General features: G+C 54.5%; 19 protein-coding genes. 18 read left to right on the forward strand and 1 reads right to left on the reverse strand.

Features of this window, described 5'->3' with window-relative positions:
• Positions 1–11 precede the first annotated feature (11 nt).
• The 12 genes from FRY98_RS22350 to FRY98_RS22405 all read left to right on the forward strand — a co-directional run bounded on the left by FRY98_RS22350 (position 12) and on the right by FRY98_RS22405 (position 13,879).
• Complete coding sequence (locus FRY98_RS22350; RefSeq protein ID WP_124331908.1) at positions 12–719, forward strand: hypothetical protein; 708 nt, start codon at positions 12–14, stop codon at positions 717–719.
• 33 nt (positions 720–752) lie between these two features.
• Positions 753–1,598 (forward strand): CpaE/TadZ family protein, encoded by an 846-nt coding sequence (locus FRY98_RS22355; protein WP_124331907.1) that lies wholly within the window; start codon positions 753–755, stop codon positions 1,596–1,598.
• Positions 1,595–3,466, forward strand: a complete 1,872-nt coding sequence (locus FRY98_RS22360) for an ATPase, T2SS/T4P/T4SS family (RefSeq protein ID WP_148456343.1) — start codon at positions 1,595–1,597, stop codon at positions 3,464–3,466. The genes FRY98_RS22355 and FRY98_RS22360 overlap by 4 nt, the downstream gene beginning before the upstream one ends.
• Positions 3,456–5,525, forward strand: a complete 2,070-nt coding sequence (locus tag FRY98_RS22365) for a hypothetical protein (protein WP_148456346.1) — start codon at positions 3,456–3,458, stop codon at positions 5,523–5,525. Before FRY98_RS22360 ends, FRY98_RS22365 begins: the two co-directional genes overlap by 11 nt.
• A 76-nt stretch (positions 5,526–5,601) precedes the next feature.
• Complete coding sequence (locus tag FRY98_RS22370; protein ID WP_148456349.1) at positions 5,602–6,081, forward strand: ABC transporter permease; 480 nt, start codon at positions 5,602–5,604, stop codon at positions 6,079–6,081.
• An 82-nt stretch (positions 6,082–6,163) separates the two neighbouring features.
• Complete coding sequence (locus tag FRY98_RS22375) at positions 6,164–6,553, forward strand: hypothetical protein (RefSeq protein WP_148456352.1); 390 nt, start codon at positions 6,164–6,166, stop codon at positions 6,551–6,553.
• 10 nt (positions 6,554–6,563) lie between these two features.
• Entirely contained in the window at positions 6,564–7,112 is a 549-nt protein-coding gene (locus tag FRY98_RS22380) for a hypothetical protein (RefSeq protein WP_148456355.1), read from the forward strand.
• Positions 7,099–8,082, forward strand: coding sequence for a hypothetical protein (locus tag FRY98_RS22385; protein ID WP_148456358.1), 984 nt, complete (start codon positions 7,099–7,101; stop codon positions 8,080–8,082). Before FRY98_RS22380 ends, FRY98_RS22385 begins: the two co-directional genes overlap by 14 nt.
• 114 nt (positions 8,083–8,196) lie before the next feature.
• Positions 8,197–9,303: a copper amine oxidase N-terminal domain-containing protein gene (locus FRY98_RS22390; RefSeq protein ID WP_249043499.1), complete on the forward strand. Its 1,107-nt coding sequence runs from the start codon at positions 8,197–8,199 to the stop codon at positions 9,301–9,303.
• A gap of 4 nt (positions 9,304–9,307) precedes the next feature.
• Positions 9,308–13,126, forward strand: coding sequence for a DUF5704 domain-containing protein (locus tag FRY98_RS22395; RefSeq protein WP_249043500.1), 3,819 nt, complete (start codon positions 9,308–9,310; stop codon positions 13,124–13,126).
• Positions 13,127–13,150: 24 nt separating this feature from the next.
• Entirely contained in the window at positions 13,151–13,591 is a 441-nt protein-coding gene (locus FRY98_RS22400) for a hypothetical protein (RefSeq protein ID WP_148456364.1), read from the forward strand.
• 21 nt (positions 13,592–13,612) lie between these two features.
• On the forward strand, positions 13,613–13,879 hold the full coding sequence (locus FRY98_RS22405) for a helix-turn-helix domain-containing protein (protein ID WP_127486742.1): 267 nt from the start codon (positions 13,613–13,615) through the stop codon (positions 13,877–13,879).
• Here the strand turns inward: FRY98_RS22405 and FRY98_RS29080 are convergent.
• On the reverse strand, positions 13,866–14,429 hold the full coding sequence (locus tag FRY98_RS29080; protein ID WP_246062951.1) for a hypothetical protein: 564 nt from the start codon (positions 14,427–14,429) through the stop codon (positions 13,866–13,868). The two genes, FRY98_RS22405 and FRY98_RS29080, sit on opposite strands and share 14 nt — an antisense overlap.
• Positions 14,430–14,748: 319 nt before the next feature.
• On the opposite strand from FRY98_RS29080, the gene FRY98_RS29085 reads away from it, so the two are divergent.
• The 6 genes from FRY98_RS29085 (at position 14,749) to FRY98_RS22430 (ending at position 25,173) form a co-directional block, all read left to right on the forward strand.
• The gene (locus FRY98_RS29085; protein WP_249043501.1) at positions 14,749–15,090 is read left to right on the forward strand and encodes a TnpV protein; all 342 of its coding nucleotides are present in this window, start codon (positions 14,749–14,751) and stop codon (positions 15,088–15,090) included.
• Between the two features lie 3,590 nt (positions 15,091–18,680).
• Positions 18,681–20,174, forward strand: a complete 1,494-nt coding sequence (locus tag FRY98_RS29600) for a DEAD/DEAH box helicase family protein (protein WP_338114624.1) — start codon at positions 18,681–18,683, stop codon at positions 20,172–20,174.
• 590 nt (positions 20,175–20,764) lie between these two features.
• Positions 20,765–22,585 (forward strand): reverse transcriptase/maturase family protein, encoded by a 1,821-nt coding sequence (locus tag FRY98_RS22415; protein WP_148457350.1) that lies wholly within the window; start codon positions 20,765–20,767, stop codon positions 22,583–22,585.
• Positions 22,586–22,618: 33 nt separating this feature from the next.
• A complete protein-coding gene (locus FRY98_RS22420) occupies positions 22,619–23,707 on the forward strand; it encodes a hypothetical protein (RefSeq protein ID WP_249043503.1) in 1,089 nt (362 codons plus the stop codon).
• A 181-nt stretch (positions 23,708–23,888) separates the two neighbouring features.
• Positions 23,889–24,173: a hypothetical protein gene (locus tag FRY98_RS22425; RefSeq protein WP_148456369.1), complete on the forward strand. Its 285-nt coding sequence runs from the start codon at positions 23,889–23,891 to the stop codon at positions 24,171–24,173.
• A gap of 49 nt (positions 24,174–24,222) precedes the next feature.
• The gene (locus FRY98_RS22430) at positions 24,223–25,173 is read left to right on the forward strand and encodes a DUF3991 and TOPRIM domain-containing protein (RefSeq protein ID WP_127486746.1); all 951 of its coding nucleotides are present in this window, start codon (positions 24,223–24,225) and stop codon (positions 25,171–25,173) included.
• The last annotated feature ends 149 nt before the right edge of the window (positions 25,174–25,322 follow it).

Raw genomic sequence — 25,322 nt, forward strand, 5'->3', positions numbered from 1 at the left:
AGGAGGCTGTCATGAAAAAAGTCGTGTTTTTCGGCGCGCCGGACAAAAGCCATCTGCTTCTCGTGCTAGGCAAGCTGCTCACGGCGATGGAGCGAAAGGTGCTGATCGTGGATTCCACCCTTGCCCAGTCCATGCAAGGCTATTTGCCGCAAGTAGAATTCGGCTATTCGCTGCGGGAGTTTGAAGGCATCGATGTGGCGACCGGGTTCATCACGCCAGCGCAACTGGAGCGTTGCCTGCTTCAAGCCGGTGGCGAAACAGCATACGATGTCATGCTGCTCGACACCGATCACACCGAATTTGTGAAAGGACGGGAGTTGCCGGGCTATGACAAGCGGGTTTGGTGCAGCAATTATCGTCGGCTCGGTATGCAAATCAACGCGAATCTGATGCAGCGGCTGTGCCTTCACGAAGCGGAGGGCCAGCCGCTCTCGTTTTACAAACTGATTACCCCTACCTTGCCGATCGCCATACCTGAGTCGTATATCGATTTGTTGCTGCCGCAGCAGGCTGTACGCTGGGAGGAGGCCGTGTTCCGCTTTCCGCTGGACGAACGGGATATGTCGGTCGAACTGGACAACCAGCATCATGGCCGCATCGATATCAGGCGGCTGTCAGGGGTGTATCGCCGGAACGTGCTGGACATGCTGCAACAGTTGTTTGAATGCGATGCCAAAACGGCCCGGCGGGCATGGGTGCGTGCGCGAAAGCGTGCGTGAGGCCGGTAAAGTTGCACGAAAGGAGATGAAGCAATGGGTTTTACCGTGGTGTTTTGGAGTCCGGTTTCGGGACAAGCCGGTACGACGAGCAACCTGATCGCCTCCGCCGCGCTGCTTGGACTTGAATACTCCTCCCGTCTTTTGCTGCTTGGGCATTTGCAAAGCGAATACGCGGTCATCGAACGCAGCTTTTACCCGAGACGGACCTGGATGAGCAAAGCGGACGCTCCGCCTGACGCGGGTATCGATGCGCTGCTCAGGCTCTTGCAGAACCGCAAGCTGGAACCGAACAGGTTGCGGGATTACACGCTGCCGCTGCTCGCCGACCGGCTCGACATCCTTCCGGGATCGAACAAGCCGGATGCATCGTTTGTTTCAGCCGCTCAGGAATGGCTTGCGCCTCTTTTGGAACTGGCAAGGCGCGCTTACGATCTGGTATTGCTGGACGGCGGAAGCGGCAGTTTGTCGGCGTGGACACAGGCGCTGCTGCGTCAGGCGGATTTACTGGTCGTCTGTCTGCCGCAAAACGGGCTCAAGCTGGAGCAGGTCTTTCCGCTAATGGAGGCGCAGCTTCAGTCCAACCGGAAGCATTTGCTTGTATTCGGAAAATACGATCCTCGCTCCGCTTTGACCGTTAAGAATATCAAGCGCCAGTTCCATCGGCGGGAGCCTGCGTACCCGATTGTCCATAATACGGGCTGGCTGGATGCGACCCAACAAGGAGAAGCCGTCCGTTTTCTATTTCGCAACCGACAGGTGCCGCGCGGTCATGAAAACTCACTGTTTATGCAGCAAGTGCGGACATTGGCGCAGGCGCTCATCAACAACGCCGGACTGAACAAGCCTCTTTTCGGCGGGAAGGAGGACGATGACCGATGATGTTCGCGCTGAACGGCTTGCTTCTGGCGGGCATCCTCATCGCGATTGGCGTCTTGCTCTATTTGCGCATGAGCCGCCGCTTGCCGGAGCAGCCGGACGAAAAACCGGCCTACACGCTGGAAGCGATGACCACGTTTGTGAAAGAGGCGCTGCACGAGATGACGAGCAGCAGCCTGATCGACTTCGGCTTGTCGGAAGAAGAATACCGCCGTCGCAAAAACAAGCGCGCAGAACTCAAGAAAGCGCTGCGGGGCTGCACGTCCGGAGATTTGCGGGACAAGGCGTATGTGAAGCAGGTCATCGCCGATTTGCTCGAACAGCGCTACAATCTGGACGACAATAACCTGAATCGGCTTCTGCCGTTTGATGACCCGCAGGCGCTCTCACCGCAAGATCAGTTTGACATCCTGCTCTATCTGTTTAAGAAACAACATCGGTTGAGAGCACTGGACGAACTGATTCAAAAATACGAATTGGATCGCCCCAAACGGAGTATGGAAGACGAAGAAACCGAGTCATATCGGATTACCGCCGACGAAATCCGCGACATTTACAAGCGGGAAGCGCGCAAGCTGTCTGCCGAGGACAAAATGCAGATCGTTGTGCAGCGGATCTATCAGCAATACAAAGGATTCAGCGTCATCGACGAAATCCGCGACATGAAAATCGACGGCGTATCGGGCGGCGTCTCCGGCATCCCGCCCTCGATGTGGGAAGGCGAGTGGAGCCTGGAGGAAGAAGCGCTGCTGCGCGAGGTGCCAAGGTCGCATGACAGCGTGTGGCTGTTTTATAAAGGGAAATCCATTCATTTGAGCTTCCTGTCCTTCGGCTCGGAGCAAGAACTGAGGCGCGTGTGCCAGAACGTGTACAAACATAATTTTCCCGGCCAATTGTCCGAGGCGAACGGCTTTAAGGTGAACGAAATGGCCGATGGCTCCCGCGTCGTCGTGCTGCGCCCCCGGTTCAGCGAATCGTGGGCTTTTTTTGTGCGCAAATTCGATGTGCAAAACGCAGCGCTGGAACAATTGATTCAGGACGACAATGCGGAGTTGCCCATCGGGCTGATCCGATATCTGGTCATGGGCGAGCGCATTACGGCCATCACCGGTGCGCAGGGCAGCGGCAAAACGACGCTCTTGATGGCGATGGTGCGCTACATTCCGGCCATCTTGCCGATCCGGGTGCAGGAAATGAGCTTTGAGCTTCAGCTTCGGAAAATATACCGGGAACGCAACATTTTAAGCTTGCGGGAAACGGAAACGATCTCCGGGCAGGATTGGCTGGACATCCAGAAAAAAACGGACGGCTCGGTCAATATTTTGGGAGAAGTGGCGACCGACCCGGTTGCCGCCTGGATGGTGCAGATGGCGCAGGTCGCTTCGCTGTTCACCTTGTTTACGCATCATGCCAAAACATTCCGCGATCTTGTCTATTCGCTCCGCAACTCGCTGCTGAAGACAGGGGTGTTTACGAACGAAAAAGTGGCCGAGCAGCAGGTCGTCAGCGTCATCAACTTCGACATTCACCTCAGGCGGGACGCGGACGGACATCGCTACATTGAACGGATTACCGAATGCGTCCCGGTGGAGCAGGAAGAGGGCTACCCGGAGACGTTCCGCCACAAAACGACGACCGAGGAGAAAATGACGGCGTTCATGGAGACGATGCTGGAATATTTCCGCCGATCGACGGACCGACCGCTTTACGTCGCGCGGAACGTCATCGAATACCGCGACGGACGCTATGTCGCCGTTTATCCGTTGTCCGACCGAAGCCGCAAGGAAATCGCCGCATGCCTCGCCGGGCCGGACCAGGCGGCGTTCGAAGCGTTTTTGGCGGTTCACTGGGGGGATGGCGATGAGGCTTGAATGGCTGTCCCTGTTGCTTGGCGCCGCGACGGTATTGTTTCTCGCGATGGTGGCTGCGTTTCAATGGGTATCCCGCCACGGTTCGGACGCGGAGGCTGTTCGGCGGTATGAAGCGCTGCGCAAACCGGGCAAAGCCCGCAAGAAGCAAGCGATGTACAGCGTGTTGCAGCAGTTGTATCGCCTATGCGAACGCGTGCCAATCCTGCGCGCTTATTTGCACCAACTTCGCAAACGAATGACCATTCTCCAGCTTGGCGACGAATGGAAGCTTCGGCTGGAGACGATGCGGACGGCACTGCTGATTTGGGGCGTGCTGCTCGCGGCGGCTGTTCCGCTGGCGATCGGCGTGCGCGACCCGGCCACGCTCGGCATGATGGGCATCGGCTTCTGGGTTGGCCACGGAATCTTTTCGGATAACCTGGTCCATCGGTTGGAGACGCGACTGCTCCGGCAACTCCGGCATTTTTTTTCGGATGTGCGTCATCATTATCATCGTCATGGCATGGTGGAAGAAGCCATTTATGAAGCGGCGGACGGCGCGCCGTATGAGATGGCGCTGCACGGACACGAAATATATGAAGTGCTCACGGCAAGCGACGCCGAGCAGCGGCTGGCGCAGTATATCGAGAGCGCGCCGAACCGCTATTTGCAGGGCTTGGCCGGGCTGTCGCATCTGGTGAAGGAATACGGCGACAAACGAACCGCAGCCGGTTCCGTGTACTTGAAGGCGCTCGGGAAGCTCGCGACAGAACTGAATCTGGAATTGCTGCGCCGCGAGCGCCTCGGCTTCCTGCTGCAAGGACTGACCGCCATCGCGCTGTTGCCGCTGCTGTTTACCCGGCCGATCGAAGCTTGGGCCAGCCATTACTTTCCGGCCATGGACGCCTTTTATGCGAGCACGACCGGCTGGATCGTGAAAATCGGCCTGATGGCGGTCGTATGGCTGTCCTACGTCCTGCTGCGGAACATTCAGGAGTTGGACGCGAGTCCAAAACCGACCGGCCGAAAAAGATGGGAGAAACGGGTGTACGAATGGCCATGGATGCGCTGGCTTGTGCATCGTTTCGGTCCCGCCCCCGGTTCCCGAGAAGCTGACCGCATGGTCAAGCTGCTTAAAGACACCGCATCGCCGCTTCGGCTGGAATGGCTCTATGTACAGCGCATCGTGGCCGGGGGCATGGCTTTTTTGGCTGTGCTCGGGATGTTTATGGCGCTTCATGCCGCAAGCCGGCATCAAATCTTGTATGCGCCGGTAAAGCCGGGTATCCTGTTCGGTCAACTTTCGCCGGAAGAGGAAGCCAAGGCGCGCGAGGCGGCAGCGATCGATCGCCGCATCATCGATCGCGTAAAGGAGGTGAAGCACCGCACCGAAGAAACGGTGATGGCCCTGCTCCGCAGTGAATTACCGACGACGAATCAGGACGATCAGCTTCGCGCCGCGGCTCGGCGCATTATGGGCAAGCTCGCGAAGCTGGACAATCAGTATGTAATGTGGTGGGAAGCGCTCCTCGCCGCTCTCGCGGGATGGGGCGGCTACGCCATGCCGGTCGGCGTTCGGATGTTTCAGCGGCGCATGCGGCAGATGGAGATGAAGCATGAAGTGGATCAGCTGCATGCCGTCATCGCCATGCTGGCGGATCTGGACCGGATGTCGGTCGAGCATCTGCTCATCTGGATGGAACAGTTTGCCCGCGTGTTCAAGGAACCGCTGCAAACCTGCTTGCTCCATTTCGAACAGGGCGCAGATCAGGCGCTGGCGCAGCTGAAAGAGGATGCGCCGTTTGTGCCGTTCGTCCGCACGGTCGAAAAGCTGGAACTGGCGGCGCAAAGTTTGCCGATTCGGGAAGCGTTCGACGACCTGGAGTCGGAACAGGCTTACGCGCAGGAGCAGCGCAAACAGGAGTACGAGCAATTGATTGAGCAAAAGGCAGGCTGGGGAAAATGGATCGGGTTTGCGCCGATGATGGCCCTCATTTTCGGCTATCTGGTCATTCCGCTCGTCATCGTCAGCTTGCATCAGATGTCCGTTTACTACGAACAGCTTCAGCGCATTCAGTAAGCGGACATGTTGCGGCGCTTTCCAAACGGGAAGTGTCTTTTTTATTCCAAATTTCATTTAAAGGAGAGATCGGTTCATGTCCAACGCGCAAAAAGCACTCGTGATGGCGGCAGGCATTTTTCTTGCCATCGCGCTCATTACCCTCGCGGTCGTGCTGTTTATTTCCGCGCAAGACTCCACCAAGGCGGCGCAAAGCAATTTCAGCAATATCCAGACGGAGCTGTCGCAAACGGCGTTTACGGTGTACGACAACACGACGTTGTCGGGCAGTCAGGTGGTCAACGCGCTGCGCAAGTTCAGTGATAAAGAAGAGTTCGGCATCCAGATTGTCACCGGGAAAAATCCGGCGGGTCAGTGGTATGGCAAGGTGATCAACACGGGTGTTCCGATCGACAGCGTGACCTACGGTTCAGTGGTTGGTGATGCGCCGGGGCAACTGAGCCATGCGCTCGATGAAGCGAATATCAACTACGTCAATCCGAGCGGCAAATTTCGGGCGCAACTGGTGCATGACAGCAGCAACGTCATTCGCGGCATCGTGTTTCGGCAGCAGTAAGCGTCTTTACTGACATCACAACGCTGACGGGGCGTCCTTTCGGGTATAGACGGACGCCCCGGCGTTTTCAAGGAGGAAGCCGATGGAACATGCACCCAGAACGATGCTGGAAATGAGCGTGGCCTGTCTTCTCTTTCTGATGGCCGCAACGAGCGGACTCATGCTCTTTCAAACCGGGGCCGCGCTGAACGCCACCGCCTATGTGTCGGGAAAGACGCTGGATCGCAACATGCAGATGACGTTTTCACCGATTGCCGGCGACGGCACCGTATCCGGCGCAGAGGTAGCGCAGTCCGTTGCCCGGCTGGAGACGGGAGACGCGGAAATTGTGGTGGACGGCGTTCGATACGCGCCGCCGCTCGATCGGGACCCGTTCGTCCCCGCCGGCATTCGCCTGAATGCCCGGTATACGGCAGTCGCCCAGCGGGATGCGTCCGGGCGGCTGCTGCGCCTCATTTTCGCTTTACGCTAAGGAGAATGCCATGAACAGTTTCTCGAAAGTTTTCGCGGCGCTCATTGCCGTTCTTTTGCTCTACCTCTACCCCATTTCCGCAGCCTTCGACCAGCAGGACGATATTTCGGAGTTGGTCGTCCTGCGGGCGACGACAACATTTGTGGATGCGGTGCGGGACAAAGGCTTTGTGTCGCCGACCATGTATACGGACTTTATGGAGGCGATTGCGGCAACGGGCAACACCTTCGATGTGCAAATGGAACACGGCAGCAAAAAGTACGTGCCGGTTTATGACGACCCGACAAGGCCGGATACGTTTCGGGGCAGCTACGAAGTGCACTACGACCTATTTTACAACGCGCAGATTTTGCCTGTTCTCTTCCCGAACAGCGCGGCCGCAAAAGACGATCCGGCGCGACGCTACAAGCTGCGGGTCGGCGACACGTTTGCGGTCACGGTCAAAAATACGAACCGGACTCCCGGCACGATCCTGTTCGATTTTCTGAATCAGGCTATCAGTCCGAACGAAAAAATCTTCATTCCTTACGGCGGGGTGGTGCGCAATGAGGCTGATTGAATGGGCCATTGTCGGAGCGCTCATTTTCCTGCCGTTTGCGACGATAAACCGGATCGATGTCGAATTGCAGCGGAAGGCGATGCTGACCGAGCTTCGGTATAACACCGCGCTGGATGCGGCGGTGGATGACGCGGCGCGGATGTTGACCGTCAATGCGAACCAGCAGCGGGAGACGCAATACGAATCGGCCAAGCGGGTGGCGCTGAACAAGGACGAGGCGATTGCCGCTTTTTATCGGACGCTGTACGCAAGCTTCGGCATTGCCGACGATCCCGTTGCCCAAGGCGTGCTGGGTCGGTATATCCCGGCTATTGCGGTGATTGGTTACGACGGCTTCTACGTCTATGCCGAGGAGGAGTGGACGGGAGCGGACGGGAACACGGAACGGAAACCGGTTTGGGGAGCGAAAAAGCCGTATGCCTACGCCGATCAAAAGGGCAACAGCCTTTCGTTTACGCTGGACGATTTCGTCCTCGCTTACGATGCGATCAGCCGGAGCTGGCACGAAGGCTGGCGCGCCGACGTCGGGCAGCAGACGAATATTACGTTATTAAAGGATGCGGAGCGATTTGAGCAGGTGCGCCGGAGCACCATCGTCCGCGCAATTGAAGACGAACTCGCGTACCGGATCAATAAACACAACGAATCGGTTTCCCGATTTGGTCTCTCCTACACGTTTACATTGCCAACGATTTCACAGGAAGAATGGAACAATACCGTGGATGACGTCGGGGTGCTTGCTTTTATCCAAGGCATTCCGATGGGAGGCAAGTTTTACAACAATTATGCGCTCGGCGGAAGCCGCGTGCTCAAGAAGCCGGAGATTGTCGGAGCCAGGAAAGGAAGCATGAAAGTGTATTATCGCAGCACATGCGGCTTTACTTATCCGGTGGAAGAGACGTTTTCCAGCGAAAAAGCGGCCGCGCAAAAAGGCTATATGCCGCTGGACTGTCCTGTCTCGCCATCTTAACGAGACAGCGATGTTTCGGAAAGTGGACACGCCGTCAGATCGGCTTTATGATGAACCTAACAGTCGAAATCTTCCAAACTTGTCATGACCCCTATTAAGAGAGGAGCGAATGGCGTGAGAAAATGGGTAATTGCAGGACTTGTCGCCGCGATGATTTGCAGCCCGTTCACCGTAACGGCAAGCGCGGCGAGCAACTCTCCATCCTTTGTCGGCGTCGTCATGGACGGACAAAAAATCTGGTTTCCCGATGCGCAAGCATTTGTCGATGAAAACAACCGGACGCTCGTGCCGGTTCGATTCATCGCGGAACAGATGGGCGCGAAAGTTGGATGGGAGCCCAAAACCATGACCGTTCCGATTGAGCGGGACGACCTGCATATTGTGCTTACGATCGGCGATAGCACGGCGCTCGTCAACGGTAAAGAAGTGGTCTTCGATTCGAAGGCGATTACCAGCGGCGGCCGGACGTTTGTCCCGCTGCGTTTTGTCAGCGAAGCGCTGGGGGCGGAAGTGAATTGGGATAGCCCGACATCGACCGTATTTATTTCCACACAAGAAGATGCCAATGCAAAGTACGATGAATGGGGCCGCCTGATTCGCACAACCAATTTGCCGAAGAACGCGAAAGATTACTCGTACATTCTGGCCGATGTGCCGAATGAAGCCTATGAAATGGCCTATCCCTACTCGCATCCTACGGACAGCAAGGTTTCTTTGGTGCTCTATTCGACCATACCGGAATTCAATAAGAAAAACGTGGATATATGGATGAACCGGCTGAAAACGTTCGGCGCGTTGTGGCTGAATGTGGATTACAACACGATCGACGATTCGTGGGCGCAGGCGGTATTCGCCACGAAAGTGCAAAGCTCCAATGCGGAATTGAAATATATCCGGCGGTATGTGGAGTGGGTGAAAGAAAACAAGATTCAGATCGAAGGATACCTTGATCCCGAGCCTTCCATGATCTATCGGAACGGATTCGGCGATAATTATATCCGATCCAAATTCAGGATTAAATTTGTTTCGTTTAAGGAAAGTAAAGACTTGCTCTATGATGAAAGGTTCCCTAACCAACAATCTTTGGAAAAAGGAATTTGGTATGAAGGCTACACCGATATCTCGATGTCCACGAATGTGGGAGGCGATTGGGGGCCAACGTTGAAAGTAAGTCCGAGCGCTAGTTTATTCTACAACCATACGATTAAAAGGATGGAGTAGAGATATGAACAAATTGCATAAACGATTGTTGAGCATGCTGCTGGCATGCTTATTTTTGTTTTTCTCCATTCCAACCTCTGTTTTCGCGGGACCTCCCGATGTCAGAACTGAAAATGGCACCATTAAATTTAAGATCACCAGTACGGCTGCAACATCGTCCATTAAATACAGAACCGTGGGGTGGACAGTGCGCCGTGACCAATTATGTTCGAATACGACGCCCAAGCAGTGCGGCGATCCGAGAAGCGGCCAACACGCTTCTTTTTTGGACCAGCAAGTACGGCAAGTAGGACAGGAACCGAATCCGCCCATCCCCGGCCAGCCTGTCACGACCTATTACGAAGTCAGCGAGGCGCTCGTCACGGAAGGCATGTGGAAAGCGGGCATGGGCGACATCAAAGACAACGACGACTTATATTTGCATGCCATCATGGTGTCTATCGACGGAAACGGCAACGTGCGCAAAGGGCCATTTTATACGTTAGATGAGATCAAAAGGGCTGAACCTTGGGCGCATCCGGACGACTTGGACGATTATTTCGGCATTCATGTACCCTATCGAAGCGCGGAATTTCCCGTTGATGTCATTGCGAAAACCGTGAACGGAAAAGTCATAGAGCAACCGCAAGTTACGTTTCTAAAGGGCAAGTACAAAGTTGGGGAAACGATCGATCATGAATTTCCAGAAACGATTGAGGACAACGGAAAAACGTATACGATCGTTCGATCCTATTTGTCGCCTAAGCAGGACCCGACGCGGAAAGACTGGCTGCAAGAAAATCCCGAAACGAATCCGAAGGTGCGAACGCGAAGCTTTACGGTGCATCTGGGCGGAACGGACGCGGTTGCCGAATATGCGGAGAACAATCCGGTGAAGGCCATATATCAGAAGGAAGACGGCACCAAGCTCAAGGAAATGGACAAAGGCGTTTTCGCAACCGGGGATGAGGCGAATCATACGTTCGAAGAGCAAGTCACATATGGCGGTCAGACGTATGAGATCATCCGCTCTTACATTACGAACAATAACAAACCCGACGAGAAGCTGTTCGTACTGGAAAAAGGCGACCCCAAACTCAAAGAGCGTTCCATTTTGGTGGGATCGGGCGGCTCCAACTTTATCGGCATTTACAAAATTCCCTCCTCGGTAACGGTCGCGTCCCGGATTGAAGCGCCGGAAACGGTCGACCAAAACGTGACCGAAGTGGACGGGAATTTTGTTTTTGAAGTCAAGTCGTTAAAAAATTTGCAGTCATACGAAATCACGGATATTCGAAATGCCAGGCTCGTTCAAACGGGCGACAAAACCGGAAACCTCTCCGGCACGTCAACGAGTAAAACGATTCCGATCAAAATCCCGTTCACGTCCGGCGACAAAGTGAGCGTGCAAATCACCGTCGTTGTGAAGGATGTGGACGGCAATACGGGGGACTCGACATCCGATCATACGGTACGCAAAGGCGACGGCGACGGAAAACCGCAGCCCGGCGCTTCCCAGCAGGCCGAAGCGATGGAGCCAAGCGCTTCTGCTGTCATTCAGGCGGATGCGCGCGGCGCAGAAAAATTTGATGTGCTGCAAGGCATTCCGACTTCAGAGAACCTGTATGTGAACGCTTTGGCCAAATCGTACTTGTATCGCAACACGTTCACGGAAACGACCGGCACGAAGCAATACCCGATTCAGGTGAGTAAAACATATACCCTCACCTGGACGGAGACGCGATCCGGCCCGCCCGATGCGGACGGGAATCCGACCACCATTACCGTTCCGCGTTCAGATACACAGACGGTCACCAAAAACTATTCGATTGAACGCAAGTACAGCTTCTGGACGATTCAAAATCTCGAAGTGTACGGCATTCAAAAGGCGACGGTCTCCAATTATGCGCTTCCTTCGGGAACAGTTACGCTGGAGCCGAATGGCTATACGCCGCCAACCGTTTCCGCTGCGCATGATGCGTCGCTCAACGCGCATATCATCGATCCGGTCTATTCGAATGTGACGCTTCCCGGACAAACGATTTCCGGCGGCTCCAGGCGGCCTTCCGTACCAAACGAGGACTGGACCAACGAGGCCGAGAAAGCCATCGGCAAGATCAAGGTAAAAAACGACTCGTTCGTTTTTAACGGAAATGCGATTATGGACAATCGAATCGTTGAGGAAAAAGGTCCGACGCCGGGGGCGATACCGGCCCCGCCAATGATTGGGCAAGATGTGCTGTACGGCTCTGGCTATGTCATTGATGCCGGAAAAACGAATAAAGCCAATCAACCGAGCACCGGAACCATCTTTTATACACTGGTTAAGGGCATTGGCGGCGGAGAAAACAAGAGCTATCCGATCGGCGGCATCAATCCGGTGACGGTGCATACGCCGGTGGTGAACTACGCCTCGGTGTCGGACGATCAGGCCCACAACCAGAAAACGCAGCCGACTGCCGGGCGGTCGGCGCTCATTCTGGACCGGCCCTTCTCCGTGACGATTCCGACAAGCGGCCCGCACATGGACATCAAGGGCTACGGAAATCGGGATTATGCCAAGTATGTGAGGGACAAGCAGGTACGCTTTCCGTTCGATGTGTACAAAGCGGATCGCACGTCGTTCGTCCCCAAGGACACGTGGGTGTCCATCCCGGTCGGTCAGTTGCAGACGACCTTCTACTTGCCCGTTTGGGTGGACGAGGGCCATTACGACGTGTTATTCCGAACGTTTGCCGAGAATAGTCCGGCCTCCTTTACGTCCCAGATGAATGCCAATCTGGACTTGTCCAACCATGTGGCTGCGCAGGTGGTTCCAGTGGAAGTGATCGGACGTCTCTATGATTTCCGCATCACCGACATTGCCGATTTTGCCTGGGAATCGGTGTTCCGCACCCAAAAGGGCAGCGCGACGCCGACAGGAAACGCCTACTGGGTCGGCACGAAAGGCATTGACGGCGCACCGCGCGGCAATACCCCTCCTTACGTGCTGCCGGTACGGCAAGGCAGTCACCCGGAGAGCGGCAAGAAAAATGTTGCGGTCAAAACGGGTTACCATGTCAAATTCGAAGTCATGACGAAAGGCAACATGTTCGGCTCGGGCGACGGCATCCTCATTACACCGACGTTTTATTTTGTGGACAGCAAGGGGAAGAACAGGCAGGAAGTCGATCTCTACTATCATTCAGGCAGTCAGCGGTTTATTCGTATTGGCTCCAGCGACGATGTGGAGAAACGGTATGTGACGCTCGACGCTCGCCTGCGCAATGTGCCGAAGCAGGAGTTGACCGGCACCGCCGCAACGCTTTGGTCGCTGAACGGTTCGCCCGGAGCGAGGCAGACGTTTATCGATCAATATGTAAAGGATGCGCAGAAGCCGACCTATGTGGGCGGCTACGATATCATGCTGCTGCCGCCTCGGCTTCGGACGTTTGTCGGAAGCATGCAGGTGCCCTCCGGCATCGATGCGGCCCGCGCCAACGCTTCGGTGCAGAAGTGGTTTGGCGAATACAGCTTGCCCGCCGCGCCGTACGTGGTGCCGAAAGGCTTCAATCTGGCCGAGTACGGCCGCACGCACCGGCTGGACGACCATGCGCCCGTATTTCTGAAGGATGGGTACATCATCGTCAATTTCAACATCGAAACGATCCGCAATCAAGACTTGAACCACCCGCATCTGCAATATAAAAACGCGCCGCTGGACAATCAGTGGCGGATGGAAGGGTTTCAGCGCAGCTTCGTCGATCCATACGGGGCAACGTTCTCCCTGCTGGACGGCGACGTCGTCTTTTATCATGCCGATTTGTCCAGCTACGACGACTTTGGGACGGGAGGCACCCATTAAATTCACCGGACGGGAGGGATAAACATGTTGGAAAAGCTGCAAAGTGCCGCGCCAGAGGATACGGCTTATTTTTATTCCGCTTCTGCCGCAGAGGAGATCGAACGTGGCTGCATCGGCCACCTGCGAGGTTATTTTGGCAGCAGCGGCGAGACATTCTGGGCAAACTGGTTCGAACATTTGCCAACGCTAAAAACGCCGGCTTTCCGGGCGGAACTGGAGGCGGTTGTGCAGGCATTGACGGAGCAGGGATGGCTTCAAAGCCGCAGCCGAATGCATCAACTTTGCCTGTCGCATCCGGAGGCCCGATTATCGGGGGCGTGGCATTCCGGCGTATACGGCTTTTGTTTTCAAACCGCACACCATCGGTACTACCTGCGTTGTTTCCCGCATGCGGGAGACTACAATTTCTATCTGTACTGCTACATCCGGCCGGAGCGTTTGTCGGAACGATCGCCGGGGCGATAGCGTCTGCCGAGGAGGAAGTTTATGAACGATCTCACCCGGTATCAACTGCTGGCCAAAGCGAAGGTATCTCCTGCCGCAAAGCTATTGTACAGCTACCTGATGGACCGCGCGGGCGGGCGGCACGGCTGCGTCTTGTTGTCCGGCAAAAGGCTGGCTTTGGAGGTGGGTCTTTCCCATTCGACTGTCCGTCGCAATCTGCACCTGTTGCAGCATATCGGACTCCTTCGGATTACGGCTCGTTATTCCGAGGAAGGCATTCGCCTGACCAATCAAATCACGTTTCGGTAAGGGAGGTGCTCTCATGACAGCCAAGTTGCAGCGCATCGTCGAACTGGCTGCCAGCACGGCTCGCACGGTGACGAATCACCCTGACCGCTGGGCGGATTTTTTGCGGACGGCGGCCTGGAACTATAAATATCCGTTTCAGGATCAACTGTTGATCTACGCACAACGTCCTGACGCAACGGCCTGCGCGCCGATTGACGTCTGGAACAAACGGCTGGATCGATGGGTGAAGCGCGGCGCGAAAGGGATTGCCCTGATTGAAGATCGGGGCAACCACCTGGGCCTGCGCCATGTGTTTGACGTATCGGATACCCAGAGCAGACGCCAGCCGCAGGTGTCGCTTTGGCGATTGCAGGACAGCGATACGGCTCATGTCATCGAAACGCTGGAAAATGCGTTCGGCGCGTCGGATGAGATGGAACCACGTGCGGATCTGCCTGCTGCGTTGCTCGCTGCTGCGTGGAATGCGGTGGATGACAACAGCGCCGATTATGTGGCGGAGTTGATGAAAGAGCGGGAACACAGTTTGCTGGAAGACCTGGACATACCACATGTGGAATTACTGTTCAAGCAAATGGCCGAAACGGCCGTCGCTTACACGGCGATGACCCGTTGCGGACTCGATCCCGCACATTACATCAGCATCGAGGATTTGTCCGGCATCGGGTATTTCAACACGCTTCCTGCGCTGTCTCACTTGGGCGCAGCGATTAGCGATGTGTCCGAGATGATGCTGCGGGAAGTGGAATCGACCGTTCGAGCGTTGCGCCGGGAGGCACAACGTGCAAATGAGGGGCAATCGTTTCATACCCTTGCAAGACCCGATTCCTTGCCGCACAATGAAGCTACTCGACAAGAAAGGAAGGATGAACATGGAACTGACGTACTCGCCGCAAGGGGATTATCTGCTGCCCAACCTGACGCTGAGCGAAGCGGAGACGACCATCGGGAAGTACGGGATGATGCGCAAGACGTTCCTGAAAACCGAGCGGAAGGGCATGTACGCCCATCTGATGTTGTCGGAGCAGTTGAACCGGCATCTGGCGGACATCGACCGGACAGCGCGGGAGCAGATCGACCGGACGATGAAGGAGATGCTTCGGCTGAACCCGGCACCGGACAAGGCGAGCGATCCGCTGGGCTGGACGGGGCACATGAACAACCTGAAGCAGCAGGCGGAGGAACTGATTCTCGCGGAACTGATTTATCATTAAAATGGTTTGATCGGGAAACGGAAGACCGAAGTCTTCCGTTTTTTCATGACCATGCCATCATCAATGACATGCTCCGAGCCGCGCCGCTGCGGGAGAGCAAGTCGGACATCACAGCATTTTTCCTTGCTCACGAGGATGAGCGCGAGCGCATGTTGTATGTGCGCGGTTTGTTTCCGGCAGGCATCACCGAACTGACGCTGGATGAAGGCGTACGAGCAGGATTTGAACCGTATCGCAACGTTTTGCATCTGTGGACGGGGACGGCGGAGAAACGAACGGCGCAAAGCTTTTACGATTGGGGCGTCATCGCCGGGCATATCGCCAGCATGATGCTGTTAAACGAATTTGACTTGTCGCGAAAGTTGGAACCATCTATCGAGCAACAGACGCTATGGATGGAACAAGCGGAGGACGCAAAAGCCTCCGCTTTTTTCATGCCGCAAGCGGTCATTGACGCCATTTTGCAAAACGGCAGCGGCTTTGAGAACGGCAAGTATCGCATTGCGCTGCATTTCCAGCAGTCGCTGTCCGCACAGGAGAACGCCGATTTCCTGAAACGGGAATACGGGACCGGCGGGCGTCTTCCCGCGCTGATCGGCACGGATATTCACATGAATCATGACAGCAAAGGCATCACGCTGACCCGCGGCTCGATCCTAAACCCGGATACGCAGGTGGTGCTGCCGTGGATGAACGTGCAGAAACGTATCGGCGAACTGCTGGCAGCGGGGCGTTACTTGAACCGGCAGGAAGCCGAGCGATTGCCCGCCTTTGCGGAAGAACAGGAGGAAAAGCGGCGGCTGCAAGCGGCGGAATTGGCCAGGTCCGATGTGACGCAGCCGGATGTATCGCCCTCGGAGGGGGTTCCCCACCCGGAAGCGCAAGCGGAACCGGAACGCATGCCGGTGAACCGGGAACGGGCGCGCTACGGTTATGACGCGGGCGGCACGGTCTGGATCGGTGCGGACGAATATGAAATTGTGCAGCTGGAGCAACGAACAGTGGTGCTGCAAGACCGTCAGTTCCCGCTCTTCATCAAAGAGGTGAATCGTCGGGATTTTGAGCGAATGCTGCGCGAAAACCCGCTGAACGATCATTTGATTACCGGAGAGCAGGAATCGGAATGGACTGACGAAACGGCATGGGAAACGGCGGAAGATGCGGTTTTACCGGAGGAGAAGCCGGTGACGGAAGGGCCAGAGACCGTATCGCAGCCAGACACTTCCCTTTCCTCTGATGGTGCGGCCGGCCGCACCGCGCCAGCCCGTCCGTCTGTCCCGGCTGTCAACTACCGGATTACGGATGATGAACTGGGGCATGGCGGCGCAAAAACGAAGTTCAAATGGAACATGGAAGCAATTCGGCTGCTGAACAAGCTGGAACAGGAGCAGCGGCAAGCGACAGCGGACGAGCAGGCGATACTGGCTCGATATGTTGGATGGGGGGGCATTCCGCAGGCGTTTGACGAAGCGAACACGCAGTGGGCAGCCGAATATGCGGAACTGAAAAATGTGCTGGAGCCGGAGGAATATGCGTCCGCTCGCGCGTCAACGCTGAATGCTCATTATACATCTGTGACCGTCATCAAGGCGATGTACGACTGTCTGGAATCGATGGGCTTTCGCAGCGGCAATATTTTGGAGCCGTCTTGCGGCATCGGCAATTTCTTCGGTCTGGTGCCGGAGTCGATCCGAGGCTCGCGGCTGTTTGGCGTGGAACTGGACAGCATTACCGGCCGTATTGCCAGGCAGCTATACCCGCAGGCGTCGATTGCAGTCAGCGGCTACGAACAGACGAATTTGCCGGACAGCTTCTTCGATCTCGCCATCGGGAACGTGCCGTTCGGCGGTTATGGCGTGGCGGATAAACGTTACGACAAGCACAAGTTTCTCATCCATGATTACTTTTTCGCCAAGACACTGGACAAAGTGCGTCCGGGCGGCATCATCGCCTTTATTACGTCCAAAGGAACGATGGACAAGCAGAACCCGGCGGTACGCAAATATATAGCGGAACGCGCCGAACTGCTCGGAGCGGTGCGTCTGCCAAGCAATGCGTTTCTGGCCAATGCCGGAACCGAAGTAACCGCCGACATTATCTTTTTACAGAAACGGGATCGCATGGTTGCCGTCAGCGAGCAAACCGAAGCATGGCTTTCCCTGTCCGAGACAGCGGACGGTGTGCCGGTGAATCGTTATTTCGCGGAACATCCCGATATGGTGCTGGGCACCATGGTTTTTGACGACCGGATGTACGGCAACCGGCAGGAAACGTCCTGCAAGCCATTCCCGGACGCCAATCTGGATGAGCTGCTGCGCGAAGCGTTGTCCAATATCCATGCTGAATGGGTGGAGCTGGAACGGGAAGACCAGCCGGAGGAAGAAGAACCTTCGCTCCCCGCCGATCCGTCTGTCCGCAATTTCAGCTTTGCGCTGGTGGATGGACAAATCTACTATCGGGAGAACAGCCGAATGCGGCGTGTGGACACTTCTGCTACGGCGGCAGGCCGCATCAAGGGAATGATTCAGCTGCGGGACACCGTGCGCGAGCTGATCGAGTATCAAACCGAAGACTATAGCGATGAGATGATAGAGCAGCAACAGCGCAAGCTGAATACGCAGTATGACCGGTTTACGGCGCAATACGGCCTGATCAACAGCCGCGCCAACAGCCTTGCTTTTTCGGACGACAGTTCCTACTTTCTTCTTTGCTCGCTGGAAATCATCGACGAGGAAGGACGGCTGCTGCGCAAGGCGGATATGTTCACCAAACGCACCATCCGGCAGCGCATCCGCGTGGAACAGGTGGATACCGCTTCGGAGGCGCTTGCCGTCTCCATCGGCGCAAAAGCCCGTGTCGATCTGCCGTATATGGCGCAGCTAACCGGTTGGACGGAAGAACAACTGATAAAAGAGCTGCGCGGCGTCATCTTTCCCAATCCCGAAAATCAGGACGAGGAAGGAAAGCTGATCTACGAAACGGCGGACGCGTACTTGTCCGGCAATGTGCGGGAGAAGCTGCGTGTGGCCAGACAGTTTGCCGCATACGATGCCGAACGTTACGGCGAAAACGTCAAAGCGCTTGAAGCGGTGCAGCCGAAAGACCTGGACGCCTCCGAAATTGATGTCCGCTTGGGCGCAACCTGGCTGCCGTCGGAAGACATTCGGCAATTTCTGTTTGAGCTGGTGGACACGCCGCCGATGTACCAGACCTACATCAATGTCATGTATTCCGAATATACGGCTGCCTGGAACGTCAAAGGCAAAAGCGACGACCGCAGCAACAATATCAAGGCGAACGTCACGTACGGCACAAACCGCGTCAATGCGTACAAAATTCTCGAAGATACGCTGAATTTGCGGGACGTGCGCGTATTTGACACCGTGTATGAGGATGGCGTGGAAAAGCGTGTGCTGAACAAGCAGGAAACGGCCATCGCCCAGCAAAAGCAGGAGATGATAAAAGAAGCGTTCCGCGACTGGATATGGAAAGACCCGCAGCGGCGCGAACGGCTGACACGGCTGTACAATGACCGGTTCAATGCCATCCGCCCACGCGAATACGACGGCAGCCATATCCGATTCACCGGGATGAACCCGGAAATCCGGCTGCGCCGGCATCAGGTCAATGCGGTTGCCCGGGCGCTGTATGGCGGCAACTCCCTTTTCGCGCATTGTGTCGGCGCAGGAAAAACCTTTGCGATGACCGCCGCGGCGATGGAGAGCAAGCATCTAGGACTGTGCAACAAGAGCATGCTGGTCGTTCCGAACCATCTGACCGAACAGTGGGCGGCGGAGTTTTTGCAGCTATATCCGTCGGCGAATATTCTGGTGGCGACCAAGAAGGACTTTGAAACGAAAAACCGCAAAACGTTTTGCGCGCGGATTGCTACCGGCGATTATGATGCGATCATCATCGGCCATTCGCAGTTTGAGAAAATTCCGATTTCGATGGAGCGGCAACGGCAGCAACTGTACGAACAGATTTCGGAAATTACAAGCGGCATCCGGGAACTCAAGGAAGCCAGAGGCGAACGCTATGCGATCAAACAGCTTGAAAAAACAAAAAAGACGCTGCAGACCAAGCTGGAGAAGCTGAACGACACGAGCCGGAAGGATGATGTCGTCACCTTCGAGGAATTGGGCGTAGACCGTCTATTCGTGGACGAAGCCGACTCGTACAAAAACCTGTTTCTTTATACGAAAATGCGCAATGTGGCCGGACTGTCGCAAACCGAAGCACAAAAGTCGTCGGACATGTTTGCCAAATGCCGCTATCTGGACGAACTGACCGGAGGCCGGGGCATCATCTTTGCGACGGGGACGCCGATCTCCAACTCCATCACTGAGATGTATACGATGCAACGCTATTTGCAATACGAGCGGCTCAAGCGGCAGGGATTGCAGCATTTTGACGCTTGGGCTTCGACATTTGGCGAAACCGTCACCGCGATCGAGCTTGCGCCGGAAGGAACGGGCTATCGGGCGAAAACCCGGTTTGCCCGTTTTTACAATTTGCCGGAACTGATGAATATGTTCAAAGAAGTGGCCGATATCCAGACGGCTGACATGCTCCAGCTTCCCGTGCCGAAAGCCCACTTCCATAATGTGGCCGTGCCGCCGAGCGACTTTCAGCGCGATATGGTCGCGGACCTTGCCCGCCGCGCCGAGCGGGTGCGGGCGAAGGAAGTAGAGCCGCATGAGGACAATATGCTGACGATCACCAATGACGGACGCAAACTGGCGCTCGATCAGCGGCTGGCTAATCCCCTGCTTCCCGACGACGAAGGCAGCAAAGTCAGCGCCTGCGCGGACAATGTCTTCCGGTATTGGGAGGAACATCAGGAGACGCGGTTGACCCAGTTGGTGTTTTGCGATTTGTCCATTCCGAAACAGGATGGTACCTTCAATGTGTACGACGAGCTGCGGCGCAAGCTGATGGAGAAAGGTGTCCCGGCTGACGAAATCGCCTTTATTCACGACGCTAATACCGAGATCAAGAAAAAGGAATTGTTCGCCAAAGTACGCAGCGGACAGGTTCGGATACTGCTTGGATCGACATTCAAAATGGGCGTGCGTCCGTAAAGGTCAGCCAGATTTCTAGCTGATCTGTGGACGATTGAGAATTCTACCTGTGGCAAGGTAGTAGAGAAAGGTATAAACGGTGTCATAACACCACTCTATCATCAGCCTGCTTACTCGAAAGGGAAACTGGACGGGGACAATAGCACGCAGGAAAAGCCATAAGTCGGTAAACTATCGCTACCGCGACTGAATGGCGAGATGAAAAGCTGTGAATGAGGATAAAGGCTAAACTGCTTGAATGACAGTCCGATGGGCCCTATTGTGCAGCTACGGCGAAAGATAGTTGATACGCCGTATAACATGCGTAAATGTACGGTATCCCATGTGCATTTACACTATACCGCATGTTTCCAAGCCGTAATCTACGGAAAAGGACGAACGTCATATCCGACATCACAGCATGCCATTTTCAATCGTCTAAACGGAGATTGCCTAAGTCGGAACGCTTGCAACAAGCTATGAGCGTAAGGCTCTGAAAATCCGATAAGGCAACGGAGTTTCCATAGTAGTCCGAGGACGGGAAAGCCGTCTACATGGCGAAGGGAAACAGGTATTCGTTTAATACTGAAAAAGGAAGGATGTGCGAGACATTGAGAAATCCTTTAGAGGTATTAAAAAGTCTAAGCACAAAGGCGTGTAACTCCAAGTACCGATTTCAACGGCTATATCGGAATTTGTACAACCCTGAATTTTATCTGATGGCCTACCAAAACATCTACGCAAAACCGGGTAACATGACCAAAGGCGCGGATGGACAAACCATTGATGGCATGGGAATGGAACGTATCTCCAAGCTCATCGACAGTATGAGGAATCATTCTTACCAACCAAATCCCGCAAGACGGGTATACATTCGGAAAGCAAACGGAAAAATGAGGCCTCTTGGTATCCCATCTTTCGATGACAAACTGGTGCAAGAAGTAGTTCGCATGATGCTGGAGAGCATCTATGAGCGTACATTCTCCCGTCTTTCTCATGGCTTCCGGCCAAACAGAAGCTGCCACACCGCGCTTGTGCAAATCAAAAAGGAATTTACAGGAGCGAAATGGTTCGTTGAAGGCGACATTAAAGGATTTTTCGACAACATCGATCATCATATTATGGTCGATACACTACGTCGAAGAATCGATGACGAATATTTCATCGCCTTGATATGGAAGTTTCTTAAAGCCGGATATTTGGAAGATTGGAAATTTCATAATACCTACTCGGGCACGCCGCAAGGCTCTATCATAAGTCCGATTCTTTCAAATATCTATCTTGACCGGTTTGATAAACATATGGAGAAGTATATCAAATCGTTTGATAGAGGAACTTTCCCTTTCCACCAACGAACAAAAGAATACCGCTTCTGGGAATACAAACTCTCGGTCAAGCGCAAAGAAACCACGGCGAGATGGAACGGTATGTTCGACGAGGAGAAACAACTCGCTTTACAGGAAATCAAGGCTTTGAAGACCAGCATGCAGAGCGTGCATTGTCGCGATCCCTTTGATCCCACATTCCGCAGGCTCAAATATGTCCGGTATGCAGATGACTTTTTGGTCGGAATTATCGGTTCAAAAGAAGATGCCGTACAGGTTAAACGTGATATTGGCAACTATCTTCGGGAAACCTTGAAGTTGGAAATGTCCGAGGAAAAAACGCTGATTACACACACGGCAACAAAAGCCCGGTTTCTAGGCTACGACATCTGTGTCTGCCGCGATCAACAGACACACTACGGCAGGCGCAGCATGAGCAACAGAGTCTTGCTGTATATGCCGCAAGAAAAGTGGCTGAAAAAACTGCTGGCCTATAAGGCGCTTCGCATCAAAACGGACAGAGACCAAAAAAAAATCTGGAGACCTAAGCATAGACGGTATCTGGTAGACAATGATGACCTTGAGATTCTGAAAAAGTACAATAGCGAAATTCTGGGGATGTACAATTATTACCGATTAGCCCACAACGTCAGTAACCTCCAAAGCTTTAAATATGTGATGGAATACAGCATGTACAGAACCTTTTGCCTGAAATACCAATGCAGTATTGGAAAACTCAAAAGGAAATATTGCATTGACGGGAAGTTCGCGGTCAGATACCAGACGACTTCAGGTGAAAAGACGCTGTTTCTGTACAATGGAGGATTCAGACGCCAAGAAATGCCGGATACGAGGCCATCCATAGATAACAATCCCGACAATATCTCGGTCACTATGGCTAGAACAAGCATGATGGACCGGATAAAAGCCTGCAAGTGCGAATGGTGCGGTAAAGGAGGAGTCTCCATCCATATGCATCATGTTAGGAAGCTAAAAGACCTAAAGGGCAAACGGGCTTGGGAAAAGGTGATGGTCGCTCGGAAACGGAAAACGATGGCGCTCTGTGTTAGCTGTCATAAAAAATTACACGCTGGATTGCTAGACTAAGAATACTGGAGAGCCGTATACAGCGAGAGTTGTATGTACGGTTCGGAGGGGAGCGTTTGGAAACCTGCCGTAGTAATGCGGCAAGGCGCCGGGCGCTTACCCTACGCGGGAACGAATGTACAAACGAAGCTGATTGCCCTTCACGACCTCGACTGCCCTTGGCGTCCGCGCGATCTGGAGCAGCGCAGCGGGCGCATTATCCGGCAAGGCAACCAGAACAGCGAGGTGCATATTTTTCGCTATGTGACGGAGAACACGTTCGACGCGTACCTTTATCAAACGCTGGAGAACAAGCAGCGTTTCATTTCGCAGATCATGACCAGCAAGTCGCCGGTGCGTTCCGCCGAGGATATTGACGAGACGGCGCTCTCCTATGCCGAGGTGAAGGCGCTGGCGACCGGCAACCCGTACATCAAGGAGAAAATGGACTTGGACATCCAGGTATCCAAACTGAAGCTGCTCAAAGCGAACCACTTGAGCCAGCGCTATGCGCTGGAGGACCGGCTGCTCAAGCTGCTGCCGCAGCAAATCAAGTCCACGGAGGAACGAATTGCCGGCTATGAACAGGACGTTGCTTTGTATACACGTTCTCTGGCATCCGAGGCAGATGGGGCAGATAAATTCCCCGGCATGACGGTCAAAGATTACACCTACTCGGAGAGGGCGGCAGCGGGCGCGGCTTTGCTGGACGCTTGCAAAGGAATGACTTCGCCCGATCCGCAGGAAATCGGCAGCTACCGGGGCTTTTCCTTTTGGCTGTCCTTTGACAGCTTCCATAAGGAATACAAGGTTACGCTGCGCGGCGCGCTCGCTCATACGGTGACGCTCGGAGCGGATGCGGGCGGCAACATAAGCCGCATCAACAATGCCTTGTCCGACTTGCCTGCGAAGCTGGAGCATGCCCGCGAGCAGCTTGCCACCTTGCGGCAGCAAATGGAAACGGCGAAGGAACAAATCGCGGCTCCATTCGAGAAGGAGCAGGAGCTGCAAACGAAAGCGGCGCGTCTTGCGGAATTGAATGCGCTGCTCAACATGGACAAGCGAGAAAACGAAGCCGTGGACAGCGTGCCGGACGAAGAACCGGAAGCGCCGGAACGGCGGGTGGTGGGCCGTGAGCGATAACGGTCTGACACCGTCGTTCCTACCCCTGAAAGGGAACTTCTTGCTGACCATTACGGAAAAGAACATGGTATCGGTGCGAGCATTTCACAGGTCGAAGATAGCTCACTTGTTAAAGTTATAAATCACATGATGAATTGGACTCCGGTTTTGGGGTCCTTTTCTCATTTCCGGAGGAATGAACATGTTGTATGCCATCCCAAGCGGCGGATGCTTTTGTCCGATTCTGCCGCCTTTTTGTTATGGAACCGGCTTGATCGAGGAGGGAGAAACCGTGCCGTCATTGGAGTTGATATCCAAAGAGAAGAACGGATTTGGCGACACGTATTATTACATCCGCGACTCAAACGGGGTGACCAGTCAAGTTCATGAAGGCGATTTAGACGCATTCATGAAAAAGAAAGGCGTTACGAAGTTGAAGGAAGGCAGAGCTTATCTGTACCCCAAAAAGAGGGGTAAAGCACGATGAACAATATACCCATCGGACGCTGTCTGGATTTCCAAATGGAGCTGCGGCAATGAGCTACGTAAACAAGGAACAGATCGAACGTGCCAAAAGACTGGATCTGCTCACATATTTGCATATGCACGAGCCGGCAGAACTGGTCCGATGCTCTCGCAATGTCTACACCACCCGGATACACGACAGCTTGAAAATTTCCAACGGCAAATGGTACTGGTGGTCAAGGGGGATCGGCGGACGCTCGGCGCTGGACTATTTGATCAAAGTGCGGGGCATGTCTTTTCCCGATGCGGTGCTGCAAATTGAAGGCGTTCATCCGGGCAGCGCACCTGCATTTTCGCAATCTTTGCAACAACGCTATTCTCCAGCGCGGTTTGAGCTTCCCGAACCGAATCGTACATCGCATCGCGTCATGGCCTATCTCAGCAAACGCGGTATCCATCGCACGTTGATCGACTACTGTCTCGAAACGGGGCGTTTGTATGAAAGCCGCCGCTATCACAACGCGGTATTCGTCGGTTTCGACCAGCAAGGAACGCCGCGCTATGCGGCGATACGCGGTACGACAAGCACCCGTTATATGGGGGAAGCCGCTGGCAGCGACAAGCGGTATTCGTTTTCCATTCCGGCCTCGGGAAACTGTACGGAACTGCATCTGTTTGAGAGCGCCATTGATCTCTTATCCTACTGTACGCTGGAACATCTCGCTGGCCGGGATTGGCGGCAGGCGCATAAGCTGTCGCTGGCCGGAATATACAGGCCCAGGACAAATGGGGAGGACTCTACTCCCCCGTCAGCCCTAATGCATTACTTGCAGTGCTTTCCCCAGGTGAATCGACTTGTCCTGCATCTGGACAATGATGAGCCGGGGCGATTGGCGGCAGCCACGATACAAAGACTCCTCTCTCCAGCCCTTCTCATATTCGATGAGCCGCCTAAGTTCGGAAAGGATGTAAACAACGATTTAATGGAATTCCGAAGAAGACGCGGTGAACCATCCCGATAGCGGTAGACGCTGAACGGTTGGCGTCTTTTCTTTCTGGGCTACGGAAAATTCTCACTGTATGTGGATAAGATGTGAATAGATTGGGGATAAGCGCAACCGCATTGATTATATAGCATGTAATAGGTATAATAAAATCAATATACAGCTAT

It is taken from the genome of Paenibacillus faecis, from assembly GCF_008084145.1.
In the GTDB taxonomy this organism is placed as follows: domain Bacteria; phylum Bacillota; class Bacilli; order Paenibacillales; family Paenibacillaceae; genus Fontibacillus; species Fontibacillus faecis.